Below are 13,877 nucleotides of genomic sequence, written 5' to 3'. Positions count from 1 at the left end.
GGCATTTGCTCATTCAGGCATACCGAACGAACCAGGCCCCTGAGGCCGCTCGGCAAGAGCATCTAACGATTGACCCTGAGCTTGCAGTCTATGGGCGATCAAACCCCTGACACTGACCGGGCGTACCGATTGCGTCCCAACTGGTTGGCGGCGTAAAATGTTGTGTCTGTAGAAGTCGAACGCTCAGACGGAAAGGCCCCGGATCACCCTCGTGGGACTCTGGGGCCTTTTTGCGTCTCGGAGCGATGCAACAGGAATGGTGGTGTTCGCGGCATTGCCCTGGATAGCAGTCAGGAGGCGGGATACCTCCTCTTGTATCCCTCTGCTTGCCACCTCGTACTCGAATACAAGACGTTGATCTGGCTGTTCTGCTTCTCGGAATTCTTCTAACCGTTCGGCTGCGAGTGCATACGCCTCGAAAAGGTCATCCAGCTCCGCCGGACAGACATCACCTTCGAGCGCCCGTCGGAATTTCGGTAGTCTCACCGATAAACGGCGCCGTCCTAGTTCCCTGAGTTTCTGCATTTTCTCCCCCATTTCAGGGCAATCTAAGATGGCGCAGCCAAGGAAGGGTTAAATCGAAATTTCAATTGCGAGCGACCTCGCTAAAGCGACGAGCTCTCCTGCCGATTTTTCCCCGCGCCCAACGGCAAAACCGCAACCCCGAGGTCGGTGGCTGCGGTTCTGAGTGCCAGTTGTAACGTGCAGGGACAATGGCAACCGACCGTAGATTGCGCGGGAGCGGGTTAATTTAGTGCCACACGGACGTGATCATGGGGGCGTTTCAAGCCGTTGCCGCGTCTTTCGCTGACAAGGCTACGAGACAAAAAAAGGGTGAAGCGCCCAGAACTCTTTCGCTTCACCCTACAGGTCCAGCTTATCGCATCGTGAATACAACATATCAACTGCCTCCGGTCGCATGCAAATCACCATAGCGCGAGCGCCTTTCGGCTCTGCTTCACGTCAATGTGGGCGCCGGTTACTCCCGCGGCCAAAGCGACGCTCCATCATCAGCCCGACGAGCCACTCTCGTAGATCGGGGTTTTCGCGAAACTCGTCGAAATGCTCGATGGCGTAACCGAGTGTCTGTTCGGCGAGAGCGTCCGCCTCAACCGGTGAGGTCGTTAGGCTGCGCGCCCATGCCAGTAGCTCAGGCAGAAAAGCCGAGAACTCGTCGTCGCGAGGGGCAGGTTGCGGCGGACGATTGACGAACACACAAACGTTCTTGAGCTTCTGTTCAAGTTCCCACGCATCCCCCGTGCCGTTCATGCAAAACTTGAGCGCATATCGCGCCAGGCACTCACTTTCCTTACTGTGCCGAGAAATATGTCGGCTGTTCACTATCTTCTCAACAAATACAGAAGAGACAACACGGAAGCCGTCAGGAAGCATGTACCCAGATTGCGGATGGCTAATCATAGCGCAATCTCCTCCACTCGGGCCGAAAGCGATTATGATCTCCCAGTCGCCAGAGGCTGTTTTACAGTCCGGCGATGGGCTGAGTATGCACCTCTGGAGGCGGGCTGGCTCCTTCAAAATCTCAGGTTCGGGATTGAGGTGCCGCTAGCTCAATTTGCTTCAGCAGCGCGATGACTTCGGCCTGCATGTCCAGGCACAGCGCCTGATACTCGTTGATCAATTCCTCGCGGCGGCGGTGCTCCGTCAGCAGATTGTCGAGGGTCTGCGCGGCCAACGCGTAGGACTCGAACAGATCGTACGGCGTCGGGTTCTTGGCTGCTCGCAACTGTTCACGGTGATAGGGCAATACCAAGGAGAGCTGCGCCCGTCCGAGCTTGACCAACGACATTTGTCACAGCCTTTGTCGCGTCATATTTGCCGCGTCACGACAGATTTCCAGAATGTCTTCTTTTTGCATGCTGCGGGCAGCGCCGCAATGGGTGCGCTGAACCCGCTCCCTGGTCTCCATCTGAGCGAAAGTGAACCTCTCCCGCCCACTGCCCGTCAGGCACTGAATCTCCAGCTTCAGCGGATCACGGTCGCCGTACTTCTCCCTGATCCGCTCAAGCTCCTCGATCGCGGCATGTTGCTCGTCTATATCCCCGAGCACGTAGCGTTCATGCCCGACTGCGCAGATGTTGCACCCGGCCTCGATCACGTCGACGACGAATGCGGGGATCTCGCTGGCGTTCATTTGGCGGCGGTCATTCTCCGTCATGTCAGGTCCTCCGTTGAGGTTATGACGAGCCCTGCCATGGCCGACAGGAGCAAGAATACTCCCGAAATTTTGGGGGCTTGAAAAGAAATGGCCCCGTCGGGCGGCGACGAGGCCATCGGCACTGAGCAGACCTCACTTCCGGAGGGATTGTGAAGGTGTCACCCTGATCGGGGAAGGGTTCCACAAAGCCAGAAACGCAAACGGCGGTTCTGAGTTCCGTCTCTGCAAAGAAAATGGCCCCCAAATCGCAGGCAACGGGCCACGAAAGAGCGTGTGCGTCTTCTACTCGCACGCACTCAAGCGAATGAAGCCCCGCAGGGGATGCGGGGCTTCATCGTGGAAGGTCGTCAAACCATAAAAAACGCAATGCGTACATTATTCAGTGATCGCGCGGCAATGAGAAGTACAACCATGGATTATTTCTGTTGCGCGATCACGGTTGTATCGTCGCAAAAATGGGGACCGATCGCAACTATGCGAAAGGGGTAGTCGCGTAATCAATTTGGGGGCGCATACGGCTTTGCTACCGCTGGGGGGATCCTATCTTTCGGGCCCCATCACTGAATAATGCAGGTGCCCGGCCAATCGCGGCAAGAGCGGCCCGCACAGCCCGCCAGAGCTAATCCAGTAGCCACAATGCAGGCGATGACGGCGATCTTTCGGGCCATCGGCTCGTTCCAGCTATGGCGTTAACGCGAGGGCGATAAGCCAAGCGGCCAAGGCGATCAGAAGCCAATCCGAGCGCCCTTGTACCTTTGTCGTCTTGCCCCTTCCCAATCGTAAGACATCAGCGCCTCCTTCTCGGTGGCGCACAATGCACGATTGCACATCTGAGGAACAGTCCATTTTCCTCATATACACAGCGCTGCTTGTCTGTTGTCCCTATCTCTGGGACGCAGTCAATGCCGCGTCCCTTCGATCTCCAGTTCTATGTATCGGCCGATGGACCAGAGATAGGCGACGATCTGCAGCTTCAGGTGATCGCGCTCGCCGAATTTGTCGCCGATCCGGTCAAGATCCTCAAGCGCTGCATCCTGCTCCTCGATATCACCAAGTACGTACTTGTCATGCCCTATGGCGGTGATATCGCAACCGGCCGCAATAATCTCAGACACCAAATCCGGTATTTCGCTCGGCTTCATCTTTCGCGGCTTGCTTTGGGCCATATTAATCCTCCTTTGATCGAGCAGGAAGGGTAGGGATTCGGGAGATCCGCTAGGCTATTGCGCTGAAGCGAGAGCGACCAGTCATGCTGCTAAGGCAATCAAAGCCCGAGCCGCGCGTGCCTGTACCGTCGACGCCTGGCACGTTCCCAATCGTAGGACATGAGGTTCCCCCTCTCGGCCGCGCACAATGCCAGATTGTGGGTGGGTGGGAAAGGCGCTTCCTCAGAGGAGCAAAGCGGTCCCCGCCAAAAAGTATGGCCTCGCCGGGGAGAGCGAGGCCATGGGGCACTTTCATGAGTTTCAGATCCGGGCGGATCGTGAAGGCGTCATCCTGATCGGGGGACTCAGGGCTGCCACAGGCGAGAAACGCCGACGGCGTTATTGAGTTCCTGCCTTCGCAAAAAAAAATGGCCCCAAAGTGCGGGGCCGAATTGTGTGCTGTGCCAAGAAGCCCGAGCAGGCGAAAGGGATCACTCGGGCTCGTTCTAAGACTATCACGTGCGGCGACAAATTCCGAGCCTTTTGGAGAATCCCACAAATTGCGCGTCGGGCGAAAGCCTGATCTGATGCGGGCATGACCACGAAGCTTTCAGACTTGAGGCTGAGAAACCCAAAGCTCCTCGGCGAGCTCAAACGACGGGGGTTTGAGACCGTCGATGACATGAAGCACGTTCCCACGACGGACGCGTTGCGGATGAAGGGAATGGGCGCAAAATCGTGGCAGAAAATCTGTGATGCATTGGGCAGAGACCCTGCAAAGACGTGAGGCCTGAAAGCCATTACCGGGCCACCTCCTTCGAAATCAGTTCATTGAACTTCTCGATATTCGCCCGCGGCTATAAAGACTTTGAGCATTCTCTTCACCTGCGTGGAAAAGCTCCTCTACCGCTGCGTCCTGGCGGTGGTATCGCCAATCCGGGCGCTAACTGGGTGGCGATGGCATGTTCGGGAGCGTGTCTAGCCCTGGCTTTTGGGCACGCCGGTTTTGCGCAAGCCCGCCCGACCTCTACCCTCTCTCGTCGCTGCAACTTGGGTGTCGCTGGGTGATCTGTCCTCAGTTGCTAAGGGAATGCGGGCGGTACCGAACCAGATAGCGCACTCTAGAAGGGAAGTTTCATCCTTGTTCCCAAGCCGGTATTCATCAGCGATGAAGCTTGCTAGGCGGACGGCGCGCTTGCTGAGATGTGGAATGCGAGTTTTGGCACAGGCCGTTTCGAAGACTTTTCGTATCAAGGCAAGATCTCGGGGACCAAGATGTTGAATTGCGAGTTTGGGCGGTATGTGCACTGACACCTCCTATGAATGAAGCGGGTGCGCGTCGAACCGGACTTGGAGGAAGCTCAAAAGGTGAACGTGCGATTGCGCCACCTTCATTCTCCCACCGATTGATGGCTTCCGTTTTCGTTTGGGCTGCAATTTGATTTTGTCCGCCTGGCGCGCCGCTCTTCCCAAGAAAGGCGGTCAGTTGCGCCTTTGTCAGTTCGCCCCGCTGAATGGCGGCCGTCAGGAATCGCGCCAGAGCAAGCTTTTCGGCGCGTTCATCTCTTTCTTTGGCTTCGAGATAACCAGCGGCTTTTAGTATTTCAACCAAAAGGCTGATGTCTTCGGCGTCTATATCTAGATCTGGATCCTTGGAAGACATGCGGCCTCCTTCGCGTGGGGCGGCAGGCGGCCCGCGCTAGTTCTAACGCGCTATACTATGCGCCCAATGGTTCAGAGATTCTACGGGTGTGCTCGGAAAGGCGACTCTAAGAAACGGCCTCGTCGTGGGGGGCGACGAGGCCGGCTACACGACTTCACTAATGGTGAAGCCGTCAGGCGCCTTCAGTCTCCGAAGGGCGGGGATCTAAATGCGCATTAGCTTATATAGGAGGCGTAGAATTCGCTTCCAAGGGCAGGCCAGAAAAAGAATGGCCCCGAAAGGCGATTAAGGGGCCATGAGAGTGTCGTCCTTCTGCCGGGCCGGCAGGATGGAACTCGCCAGCCCACCTATTCAATCTCTGAGGTTGAAATTGGTTCCTTGCCAGCTTGATTTTCTCCTCGTAGCCGTCGCATCGTAACCCATGGCCGAGCCCTACCAGCCCCGTTACATAGGACATGCTATCCCTCTATTCGATTGATGAGCATCCAGACCGCCATAGCAATCAACATTAGGTTTTCAGTGAGTGAGATAAGGCCCAACGGGACATTGCTGTCGCCGCCGACGCAAGCACATTTCAGCTTACGGCGGTCAATGTAAACGGCCTTGAAGACGGAAATGGCACCAATGGTGCCGATTACGAACGCAACCGGAATTGCAAGCTATTTGCCGTCGTCACGGCCATCGGCCTTGCCGGCACTGCGCTTGCGCAGGAATTCACGTTCCGCTTCCAGTCTTCGGACCCGGCGGGCAACCCGAACTTCGAATATCAGAAAGGTTGGACCGACCTCGTCGCCGAGCGCTCCGGCGGCAAGGTGAAGATCGAGCTTCTGCCGGTCGGTTCGGTCGTGGAATATAACGAAACGCTTGATGCGGTTGCAGGCGGCATTCTCGATGGTCAGATCTGCGATTCGTCCTATTGGGCCGGCAAGGATCCGGCTTTCGGCCTGATCTCCAATCCGGTCGGCGCCTGGTCCGATCCGGCGCAGATGATCGACTTCGTGGAGAACGGCGGTGGCAAGGAGATCATGCAGGAATTGCTGGGCTCCTACGGCCTGCATTTTATCGGCGTTTCCACTCCGGGGCTGGAAGCGTTCGTCTCGCGTGTGCCGCTTGATGGTGTCGATGATCTCAAGGGGCTGAAGATGCGCGCCCCGGAAGGTCCGATTGCCAACGTGTTTGCAGCCTTTGGCGCTGCCCCGGTCAATCTGCCGTCCTCCGAAGTCTTTACGTCGATCGACAAGGGCGTCGTCGATGCGGCCGATTATTCCGTATTCTCGGTCAATCAGGCGCAGGGCCTCAATGGCGTTGCGAAACATCCGGTGTATCCAGGCTTCCACTCGCTGCCACTCGTCGAGGTCTCCATGAACATGGCGAAATGGGAAGCGCTGCCGGATGACCTCAAGAAAATCCTTGAGGAAACTGTCAAGGAATTCCAGCAGACCCAGATCAACGGTCTCAAGGCCGCCGACCAGAAGGCGGTGGAGGCGGCCAAGGCCGAAGGCTCGATTACGATCCACGATTGGTCGGCCGAGGAGCGTGCCAAGTTTCGCAAGCTTGGGGTCGCCGAATGGGAGAATATCGCGAAGCGTTCGCCAATGGCCCAGAAGGTGTTCGACACGCTGACGGCCTACCTGAAGGAAAAGGGCTTGCTCTGACCCAACCATGCGGCGGCCCGCTCCGGGCCGTCGTTTTCTCGTGCCGAGGGAGAGGGGCATGACAAGAGACACGTTTTCAGAGGACGCCGGGGCCGCCATGGGCGCCGAGGTCGTCGGGGCCGTTCCCGAAGCCGGCATGCTCGGCCGTCTCATCGACAAAGCTGGCTATGTTTTTGCCGTCGGCATCGTGCTCGCAGCGCTCATACTGCTTGTGGAAGTATTCCTGCGATACGTGTTGAACAGCCCGACGATCTGGGCACATGAGACGACGGTCTTCCTTTGCGGCGTCGCTTTCATCTTCGGCGGCCTCTATTGCACCGCCCGCAACACCCATATCCGCGTCGTTCTGCTCTATGATCATTTCTCTCCCCGCGCGCGCCGGATCGCCGACATCGTCATCTCCCTTGTTAGCGCCCTTGCCAGCGGCTTCAGTCAGGACCATACAACTGGCCGGTACGTAGACCTCGCTCCCGAGGAACTGCGGCATTAAAGCCTTAGCCAGGCTCGTTGGGGAGGAGAGCTGGGCGTGACCGTGGTTCCGCCAAGACGAAGAACATCGAGCGGCTCTCTGTTCGTCGAACATAGCCTCGGTGCGGAATAAGATCCGAGGGTCTCAGTTATCACAGCGGCTCTGGTTGCCAATGCCTCCAGGTCCAATGTTAAACCTGGAGAATCTAGTCCAAGTGCAACATTGCCGTGTGAAGGGTAGGGCATCACGCGCAGTCTCGCAAATGCGCTATGAAGACCTCGGCGGGTGTGCGGTAACGCAGGCACTTGCGTGGCAGCGCGTTCAGATGGTGGACGAGCGCGACGAGCTATTGCTGGGTGACGGCGGTGAGATCGGTATCGCTGGGCGTGAAGCGGCGGCTGCGCTTGTTGGCGTTTTTCCACCGCACCTTTCCGCCACGGCGCACTGGGGTCGCAGAACCAGCTCCGCGCGCCGATGCCATCTTCCAAAGCCCTAAAGCGGCGAACTCCGTGCCGCGATCAAAGGTGAAACTCTGCCGGGCAAAGGCTGGCAAAGGTGAGAACGTTTCGATGATCTTGTCCATGATCGGTCTCGAGCGCCGGCTCGGATTCTTGATCATCACGGTGTAGAGGCTTTTGCGCTCGACCAACGAGATCAGGTTGGCGTTGCCGAAATCACGTTCGACGATCAACAAGTCGCCCTCCCAATGCCCGAACTGCGAACGATCACCAATGAAATCAGGGCGTTGCGATATCCTGCAGGCAGCCGGAAAAGTGCCGTCACGGGGTTTCCTCGAGCTGCGGGGGGCGGCGTTTGCTGCGGCCTTCCGCCAGATGCTGATGGAGTTCCAGCGCCTGATCTTCCTTGCCATAGATGAAGCGATAGATCGTCTCGCTGCAGACCCGCACGGCGCTGACGCCATCGGCGAGCAGACGACCGGCAATCTGTTCCGGTGACCAAGGTGTCTTCAGCTGCTCGATCACCAGCTCGCGCAATTGCGGGTGCCGCACAAGCTTCCTCAGGCGCTGCCGCCGCTCTTTGTGGATGTCGTACGCCAACGAAAGCCCCTTCAGAAAAGGCTCCTGCTTAGCCGAAATTTCTTACCCCCACCTTTTTCCCACTCCCCTTTCATGGCCTGTGGCTTCCCTCATGCCGCAATCTGACATGCTACCCACTTCTGGTTTCGAGTTTCAATCAGTCGCCACGTAGATTTCAAACCGTCACTCCTTGACTTTCAATTGGTCATCGTCGTAGTTTCAAACAGTCATCAAAGGAATGAAGCTGTGGCGCTGTATCCAAGGCTCGTTGAGCAACGCGTTGCCGACGCCCTGTCAGACACGCGAGTCGTACTGATCGTAGGTCCCAGACAATCAGGAAAAACGACGTTGGCTAAGAAGATGGCCAACGAGGGGATGGAGTATTACACGCTGGATAATGCAACCATCCTGGACGCAGCGCGACAGGATCCCGTTGGCTTTGTAAGAGGTATGGATCGCGCCATCATCGATGAAATTCAGCGCGCGCCCGAACTGCTGTTGGCCATCAAGGAAAGCGTGGATACCGACCAGCGCCCAGGGCGGTTCCTTCTGACCGGTTCAGCCAATCTCATGACGTTGCCACGCGTGGCAGACTCGCTCGCAGGGCGAATGGAGGTTGTTCGATTGCTGCCGCTTGCGCAAAGCGAGATCAGAACCGCCGGCAGCAGCTTCCTGCGCGACGCCTTCCAAAACGAAGCCAAGGCCGGAGAGCCATTCTTCGGAGACGACCTCATGGCTGCGGTTCTGGCCGGTGGATATCCCGAGGCGCTGGCCCGCAAAACCTTGAACCGCAGACAGGACTGGTATGCGGATTATATCCAGGCGATCGTTCAACGCGACGTTCGCGATGTCGCGCAAATCGAGCAGATTGCTCAAATGCCGCGCCTCCTACGCATCCTGGCAGAGCATTCGGGACAGCTCGTCAACTATTCTGGAATTGGCGCGGCCATTGGGATGAACCACATTACAACGCAAAAATATGTCGGCATCTTCCAGAGCCTGTTCCTCGCTCGAACCGTACAACCCTGGTTTTCGAACAAACTAAAACGCCTCACGAAAACACCGAAAATACATTTCCTCGATTCTGGTCTTCTCGCATCCCTTCGTGACCTCTCTCTCGACCGTCTCCACGGCGACAGGGGTCAGTTCGGGGCATTGCTGGAGACTTTCGTTTTTGCCGAGATCCTTAAACTCGCCAGCGGCGGGCAAACCCGCTTCGAGTTTTCGCATTTTCGAGACAAGCAGCAGAACGAAGTCGATATCGTCATCGAAGATACAAGGGGGCGGATCGTCGGTATCGAAATAAAGGCGGCAGCATCCGTCTCGAATTCCGATTTTTCCGGATTGCGAATTTTGGCCGAAGCATCCGGAGAACGGTTTGTTTCGGGCATGGTCTTGTATGACCACCACAAAGTGGTCCCTTTCGGAGAACGTTTGTCCGCTGTGCCAATATCGGCGTTGTGGCGGTAGCGCGTGAGAATTTCGCTCAGTATTCAGACCCGAGCATTTTTGAGACTTCCAAGGTCTCGATAACCAATAGGCCTCAGGTTCGATTCCCTTCAAGGCGAGGGAATCGTCCGCAGACGCTGAGAAACGTGCCAAGCAGCAAATCGGTCAACCTCCTATGACGGAAGTTGCCTTATCCAATCGTCGAATCCAGCGTGTGGGGCCTGTACCGCCAGACCCGTATTCGGTCGTCCGTCTGATTTCACCGATTGCCTAAGCTCCCGTGCGCTTTGCCTGTACTGCTGTTTGAAGGCGCGGGCGAAATGATCGCCTCTCAAAAATCCGAAGTCGGCCGCAATGTCGGAGATGCGGCGCATATCCCTGGGATTGGCCAAAATAGACCTAATCCGCTCGAGCCGACGGCTCTGGATGTAATGGACAACGCCACCTTCCGTTTCGAACAAGCGATAAAGCGTCCGGCGGGATACGGCGACAATGTTGCAGATCGCAACGATGTTCAGCGTGCTGGCGTCGAGGCGAGCCTCGATATAACGTTTCGCGTGACGCAGTAGCACGAGCTCGAGGCCGGGGCGCGCTGCCCTCCTGAGCGCTTCCAGGAAAGCGGCTGGGCGAAGCCCGGGTTTGCCGCCTTCGTCTCCTCGATCATCGAAAGTGGCTACGATCCAGCGAAGATGGACGGTGTGCGCGCGCGGCTGCGCGAGCTAAGACTTGAACCCTATGATTGCCTCAACCCGGTCCTGATGGATGTGATCGCCACATGGGCAGCCAAGAAGAGCGGCGCGCTCCCCAATTGATCGAAGAGACGCTCTTCAAACTCGATCCGTGTTCGGCTCGTTTGGAACTCGCCAGCATCCGTAGCATTGTGTGCTCGGCGAAGTTCGCCGAGCACTTCTAAAGCTTGCCGCGTTTATGGACGACGCGGCCGGTGTAGATTGTGTTCCGAGGCGCTGACGGTGCGGGGTGCCAAGAGAGGTCATCAGGCGCAGGATGTCGTCACAGTGCCCACGAAAAAGATCGGCGTCGATGCGGTCACCCGTTACGTTCTGAAGGATGCCATACTGCTTTGCGGGACCGCAGCCATAGAGACATCGCCCATCCCGGTCGACTAGGAAACGACTGACAAGCTCAGGGGTCATTGCCGAAAAAATTGGAACCAATCCGGCCACCCGAAGGTTTGATTTGTGGGTGTCAACACTTCACCCGCTTTCAGAAGCAGCGGGAATCCGATCGGCGCCTTTAGATCCGTCCTTAACGCACTTTCAGCAGTGACCGTTTTGGTCTCGGCGGCGGTCTTTACCCAGCCGGCGAACGCTGAGGACAAGGATCGTTGTCGCGTTGCTTCGGGCGACGACACGAACCAGAAGAATCTCTCAGAAAAACTGGACGATTGCGATGGGGTGTTGAAGCCCCCTCGCGTCGGCGACACTGAAATCAAAACACCGGCGCCTGATGTCGGGAAAACGCGGGTGATCCGCCCCGGCGAATTGCAATAGAGCGTCGCCGATGGCGGGTAAGCCTGGCTCAAAATGCTAAGAGTTCTGTGGCCGCTATATCCGACTAAAGTCGGCTTACGGCGGGCGGCGTGAAACGGCGTTGAGCACCGGGATCCAGCCACAAGCTCTCCAGCGGAGCCGTCGGCGGGTGCAAATCGGACCACACATCCGCCGCCGGCGACGCGGCAATTCCAGATGAAGCCTTCAGCATCCACACAGGAGCCGTCCGGCAGACCTCGCTCAAAACCAGCCGATGCCGGTTCTGAGCCAGCGTGAAATCGAGAGGGGGCCTTGGCGGATTTCGATCCGCCAAGTTTTCTGGCCCTCCATAAGCCGGCGGAGGTTGACACGAAAAACATATCCGTTATTCTGGATATATGGATAGCAATACAGCAATCGCGGCGCTTGCCGCACTCGCCCAGTCTACAAGGCTCGAGACGTTTCGACTTCTCGTCCGACACGAACCCGATGGCATTCCTGCCGGCGAACTCGCCCGGCTTCTCGATGTACCGCAAAACACCATGTCGGCGCACCTTGCGACGCTGTCGCGTGCGGGCCTGGTTTCAAGCGAGCGGCAGAGCCGTTCGATCATCTATCGGGCGGACCTTCAGGGGCTGCGCGACCTGACTCTCTTCCTGCTGAAAGACTGCTGCGGCGGCTCGGCGGAACTCTGCGCGCCGCTCATCGCAGAACTCACACCCTGCTGTGCTCCCGAGGTGAAGCTGTCATGAGCGACATCAGGCTAGAGCCAGTCACGGGGAGCGATCCCGAACTGAAACTGGCGCTGTCGGCTTCCGGTCTTCCAACCGAAGACCTCGAAGACACTGGGCGCTCGTTTTTCAGGGCGGTTTCCTCAGATCGCGGCACGGTTGGCTATGCTGGCATCGAGGCGTGCGGCGACGACGTGCTTCTCAGGTCGATAGTCATCTTGCCCGAGCATCGTGGCAAGGCGCTTGGAAAATCGCTGACCAGGGAAACCCTGAAGACCGTCAATGTGAGCTCGGCAGTCTTCCTGGCGACAACCTCCGCCGCACCGTTCTTTGAAAGCCTTGGCTTTGTTGTGGTCGAGCGGGCCGATGTGCCGCCCGCCGTTCTCGCAACCCGTCAACTGTCAGGCATCTGCCCGGCATCGGCAACGATCATGAAACTCGACAGACCTCCGACCTAACCACGGAACACGACCATGACCGACAAGACTTACAACGTGCTCTTCTTGTGCACGGGCAATTCCGCTCGTTCTATTCTCGCCGAATCCATCCTTAACAAGGAAGGCGGCGGGCGCTTCCGGGCGTTTTCCGCTGGCAGCCAGCCCAAGGGCGAAGTCAATCCACATGCCCTGAAGGAACTGGACGTCCTCGGCTATCCGGCGACCGGCTTCTCGTCGAAGAGCTGGGACGTTTTCGCCCAGCCAGGCGCGCCCGAAATGGACTTCATCTTTACCGTCTGTGACAGCGCACACGGCGAGGCCTGCCCGGTATGGATCGGGCATCCGATGACGGCGCATTGGGGTGTCGAAGACCCGGCTGCGGTTGTCGGCTCCGAGGTCGAAATCCAGCGCGCCTTTGCACAGGCCGCTCGCTTCCTCAAGAACCGCATCATGGCCTTCATCAATCTGCCTCTGGCCTCCATCGACCGCCTGGCGCTCGAGCAGCACGTCCGTCAGATCGGCTCGCTCCAGGCGCTTCCGTCAAGTCCGCAAAGGTCGAGTGAAATGTCTACGTTCGAACGCTACCTCACCATCTGGGTCTTCCTTTGTATCATCGTCGGCGTCGCCCTCGGTCATCTGATGCCCGGTGTTTTCCAGGTCATCGGTGCGGCAGAGGTCGCGAAAGTGAACTTGCCCGTCGCCATCCTGATCTGGCTGATGATCATCCCGATGCTCATCAAGATCGACTTCCGCTCGTTGGCGCAGGTCAGCACGTATTGGCGTGGCATCGGCGTGACCCTGTTCATCAACTGGGCCATCAAACCGTTCTCCATGGCGCTGCTCGGCTGGCTGTTCGTGGGCTGGCTGTTCCGTCCTTATCTGCCGGCCGACCAGATCGACTCCTATATCGCTGGCCTCATCATCCTCGCGGCCGCCCCCTGTACCGCGATGGTGTTCGTCTGGAGCAACCTGACGCGCGGCGCGCCGCTGTTCACGCTGTCTCAGGTGGCACTCAACGATGCGATCATGGTCGTCGCCTTCGCGCCGATCGTCGGACTGCTTCTCGGACTGTCGGCTATCACCGTACCGTGGGACACGCTCGTTCTGTCGGTCGTCCTTTATATCGTCGTCCCGGTCATCATCGCTCAGGTCCTGAGAGCGCGGCTGACCGCCGATGGCACGGCGAACGCGCTGGACGCCATGCTGACGAAACTGCAGCCGCTTTCGCTCCTCGCCCTGCTCGCGACGCTCGTTCTCCTCTTTGGCTTCCAGGGCGAGCAGATCATCGCACAGCCGACGATCATCGCGCTGCTGGCCGTGCCCATCCTGATCCAGGTCTACTTCAACTCAGGCCTGGCCTATCTCCTGAACCGGATGTCGGGCGAGCGCCATTGCGTCGCCGGGCCTTCAGCACTGATCGGAGCCAGCAACTTCTTCGAACTTGCGGTTGCCGCGGCCATCAGCCTGTTCGGCTTCCAGTCAGGTGCTGCGTTGGCAACCGTCGTCGGCGTGCTCATCGAAGTTCCCGTGATGCTCACGGTCGTCTGGGCCGTGAACCGCACCAAGGGCTGGTACGAGGCAGCTCCCGCTGTCTCAAGGAACACCATCACTGAAAGGACATGACA

Annotated in this window: 16 protein-coding genes and 4 pseudogenes; 10 read left to right on the top strand and 10 right to left on the bottom strand. The window is 57.9% G+C overall.

The annotated features are described in order from the left end of the window. Positions 1-963 precede the first annotated feature (963 nt). The 4 genes from IB272_RS29085 to IB272_RS29070 form a co-directional block, all read right to left on the bottom strand. A complete protein-coding gene (locus IB272_RS29085) occupies positions 964-1,419 on the bottom strand; it encodes a hypothetical protein (RefSeq protein WP_192445571.1) in 456 nt (151 codons plus the stop codon). Positions 1,420-1,540: 121 nt separating this feature from the next. After that, complete coding sequence (locus IB272_RS29080) at positions 1,541-1,807, bottom strand: hypothetical protein (protein ID WP_192358587.1); 267 nt, start codon at positions 1,805-1,807, stop codon at positions 1,541-1,543. A gap of 3 nt (positions 1,808-1,810) precedes the next feature. Next, the gene (locus tag IB272_RS35655; protein WP_348646660.1) at positions 1,811-2,176 is read right to left on the bottom strand and encodes a hypothetical protein; all 366 of its coding nucleotides are present in this window, start codon (positions 2,174-2,176) and stop codon (positions 1,811-1,813) included. Positions 2,177-3,075: 899 nt separating this feature from the next. After that, on the bottom strand, positions 3,076-3,342 hold the full coding sequence (locus tag IB272_RS29070) for a hypothetical protein (protein WP_192358590.1): 267 nt from the start codon (positions 3,340-3,342) through the stop codon (positions 3,076-3,078). Between the two features lie 574 nt (positions 3,343-3,916). Between IB272_RS29070 and IB272_RS29065 the strand changes: the two genes are divergently transcribed. Continuing rightward, a complete protein-coding gene (locus IB272_RS29065; RefSeq protein WP_034801532.1) occupies positions 3,917-4,108 on the top strand; it encodes a helix-hairpin-helix domain-containing protein in 192 nt (63 codons plus the stop codon). A gap of 375 nt (positions 4,109-4,483) precedes the next feature. On the opposite strand, the gene IB272_RS35100 is transcribed toward IB272_RS29065, so the two are convergent. Both IB272_RS35100 and IB272_RS35095 read right to left on the bottom strand, forming a co-directional pair. Further along, positions 4,484-4,984: a hypothetical protein gene (locus IB272_RS35100; protein ID WP_246810460.1), complete on the bottom strand. Its 501-nt coding sequence runs from the start codon at positions 4,982-4,984 to the stop codon at positions 4,484-4,486. A 458-nt stretch (positions 4,985-5,442) separates the two neighbouring features. Beyond that, positions 5,443-5,643: pseudogene (locus IB272_RS35095) on the bottom strand (glutaredoxin); the annotation flags it as partial. 21 nt (positions 5,644-5,664) lie between these two features. On the opposite strand from IB272_RS35095, the gene IB272_RS29055 reads away from it, so the two are divergent. Together IB272_RS29055 and IB272_RS29050 are read left to right on the top strand one after the other, a co-directional pair. After that, complete coding sequence (locus tag IB272_RS29055) at positions 5,665-6,639, top strand: TRAP transporter substrate-binding protein (protein ID WP_192358626.1); 975 nt, start codon at positions 5,665-5,667, stop codon at positions 6,637-6,639. Between the two features lie 58 nt (positions 6,640-6,697). Further along, positions 6,698-7,129, top strand: coding sequence for a TRAP transporter small permease (locus IB272_RS29050; protein WP_192445570.1), 432 nt, complete (start codon positions 6,698-6,700; stop codon positions 7,127-7,129). Positions 7,130-7,454: 325 nt separating this feature from the next. Here the strand turns inward: IB272_RS29050 and IB272_RS29045 are convergent, their stop codons facing one another. Both IB272_RS29045 and IB272_RS29040 read right to left on the bottom strand, forming a co-directional pair. Next, positions 7,455-7,979 carry an IS30 family transposase gene (locus IB272_RS29045; RefSeq protein WP_192445569.1) on the bottom strand — a complete coding sequence of 175 codons (525 nt, stop codon included), beginning with the start codon at positions 7,977-7,979 and terminating at the stop codon, positions 7,455-7,457. Then, positions 7,888-8,166 (bottom strand): hypothetical protein, encoded by a 279-nt coding sequence (locus IB272_RS29040; RefSeq protein ID WP_156553107.1) that lies wholly within the window; start codon positions 8,164-8,166, stop codon positions 7,888-7,890. The genes IB272_RS29045 and IB272_RS29040 overlap by 92 nt, the downstream gene beginning before the upstream one ends. Positions 8,167-8,391: 225 nt before the next feature. Between IB272_RS29040 and IB272_RS29035 the strand changes: the two genes are divergently transcribed. Then, positions 8,392-9,615 (top strand): ATP-binding protein, encoded by a 1,224-nt coding sequence (locus tag IB272_RS29035; protein ID WP_192358628.1) that lies wholly within the window; start codon positions 8,392-8,394, stop codon positions 9,613-9,615. Between the two features lie 152 nt (positions 9,616-9,767). Here the strand turns inward: IB272_RS29035 and IB272_RS29030 are convergent, their stop codons facing one another. Then, positions 9,768-10,166 carry a helix-turn-helix domain-containing protein gene (locus IB272_RS29030; RefSeq protein WP_051659587.1) on the bottom strand — a complete coding sequence of 133 codons (399 nt, stop codon included), beginning with the start codon at positions 10,164-10,166 and terminating at the stop codon, positions 9,768-9,770. A gap of 27 nt (positions 10,167-10,193) precedes the next feature. On the opposite strand from IB272_RS29030, the pseudogene IB272_RS29025 reads away from it, so the two are divergent. Together IB272_RS29025 and IB272_RS29020 are read left to right on the top strand one after the other, a co-directional pair. After that, positions 10,194-10,406 (top strand): annotated as a pseudogene (locus IB272_RS29025) (aldehyde-activating protein); the annotation flags it as partial. A 387-nt stretch (positions 10,407-10,793) separates the two neighbouring features. Continuing rightward, positions 10,794-11,105, top strand: a complete 312-nt coding sequence (locus IB272_RS29020) for a hypothetical protein (RefSeq protein ID WP_234798867.1) — start codon at positions 10,794-10,796, stop codon at positions 11,103-11,105. Between the two features lie 137 nt (positions 11,106-11,242). On the opposite strand, the pseudogene IB272_RS35650 reads toward IB272_RS29020, so the two are convergent. Continuing rightward, positions 11,243-11,356 (bottom strand): annotated as a pseudogene (locus tag IB272_RS35650) (SMP-30/gluconolactonase/LRE family protein); the annotation flags it as partial. A 126-nt stretch (positions 11,357-11,482) separates the two neighbouring features. Between IB272_RS35650 and IB272_RS29010 the strand changes: the two are divergent. The 4 genes and pseudogenes from IB272_RS29010 (at position 11,483) to arsB (ending at position 13,875) form a co-directional block, all read left to right on the top strand. Next, positions 11,483-11,836 (top strand): metalloregulator ArsR/SmtB family transcription factor, encoded by a 354-nt coding sequence (locus tag IB272_RS29010; RefSeq protein ID WP_034801535.1) that lies wholly within the window; start codon positions 11,483-11,485, stop codon positions 11,834-11,836. After that, positions 11,833-12,273 carry an arsenic resistance N-acetyltransferase ArsN2 gene (gene arsN2, locus IB272_RS29005; RefSeq protein WP_110818995.1) on the top strand — a complete coding sequence of 147 codons (441 nt, stop codon included), beginning with the start codon at positions 11,833-11,835 and terminating at the stop codon, positions 12,271-12,273. The genes IB272_RS29010 and arsN2 overlap by 4 nt, the downstream gene beginning before the upstream one ends. A 15-nt stretch (positions 12,274-12,288) precedes the next feature. Then, positions 12,289-12,615, top strand: a pseudogene (locus tag IB272_RS35085) (arsenate reductase ArsC); the annotation flags it as partial. Positions 12,616-12,816: 201 nt separating this feature from the next. Then, on the top strand, positions 12,817-13,875 hold the full coding sequence (gene arsB / locus IB272_RS29000) for an ACR3 family arsenite efflux transporter (RefSeq protein ID WP_060610139.1): 1,059 nt from the start codon (positions 12,817-12,819) through the stop codon (positions 13,873-13,875). Positions 13,876-13,877 lie beyond the last annotated feature (2 nt).

Origin of the sequence: Ensifer sp. ENS08 (assembly GCF_014852195.1) — a bacterium.
GTDB classification, from domain to species: domain Bacteria; phylum Pseudomonadota; class Alphaproteobacteria; order Rhizobiales; family Rhizobiaceae; genus Ensifer; species Ensifer adhaerens.
The sequence above is the reverse complement of the archived record's forward strand: the minus strand, read 5'-3'. Positions and strand labels throughout refer to the sequence as shown.

What these genes read in the sequence shown, in the direction of transcription:
- IB272_RS29085 (WP_192445571.1), bottom strand. Translation starts at nt 1,419, where the DNA reads ATGATTAGCCATCCGCAATCTGGGTACATGCTTCCTGACGGCTTCCGT.
- IB272_RS29080 (WP_192358587.1), bottom strand. Translation starts at nt 1,807, where the DNA reads ATGTCGTTGGTCAAGCTCGGACGGGCGCAGCTCTCCTTGGTATTGCCC.
- IB272_RS35655 (WP_348646660.1), bottom strand. Translation starts at nt 2,176, where the DNA reads ATGACGGAGAATGACCGCCGCCAAATGAACGCCAGCGAGATCCCCGCA.
- IB272_RS29070 (WP_192358590.1), bottom strand. Translation starts at nt 3,342, where the DNA reads ATGGCCCAAAGCAAGCCGCGAAAGATGAAGCCGAGCGAAATACCGGAT.
- IB272_RS29065 (WP_034801532.1), top strand. Translation starts at nt 3,917, where the DNA reads ATGACCACGAAGCTTTCAGACTTGAGGCTGAGAAACCCAAAGCTCCTC.
- IB272_RS35100 (WP_246810460.1), bottom strand. Translation starts at nt 4,984, where the DNA reads ATGTCTTCCAAGGATCCAGATCTAGATATAGACGCCGAAGACATCAGC.
- IB272_RS29050 (WP_192445570.1), top strand. Translation starts at nt 6,698, where the DNA reads ATGACAAGAGACACGTTTTCAGAGGACGCCGGGGCCGCCATGGGCGCC.
- IB272_RS29045 (WP_192445569.1), bottom strand. Translation starts at nt 7,979, where the DNA reads ATGGCAAGGAAGATCAGGCGCTGGAACTCCATCAGCATCTGGCGGAAG.
- IB272_RS29010 (WP_034801535.1), top strand. Translation starts at nt 11,483, where the DNA reads ATGGATAGCAATACAGCAATCGCGGCGCTTGCCGCACTCGCCCAGTCT.
- arsN2 (WP_110818995.1), top strand. Translation starts at nt 11,833, where the DNA reads ATGAGCGACATCAGGCTAGAGCCAGTCACGGGGAGCGATCCCGAACTG.
- arsB (WP_060610139.1), top strand. Translation starts at nt 12,817, where the DNA reads ATGTCTACGTTCGAACGCTACCTCACCATCTGGGTCTTCCTTTGTATC.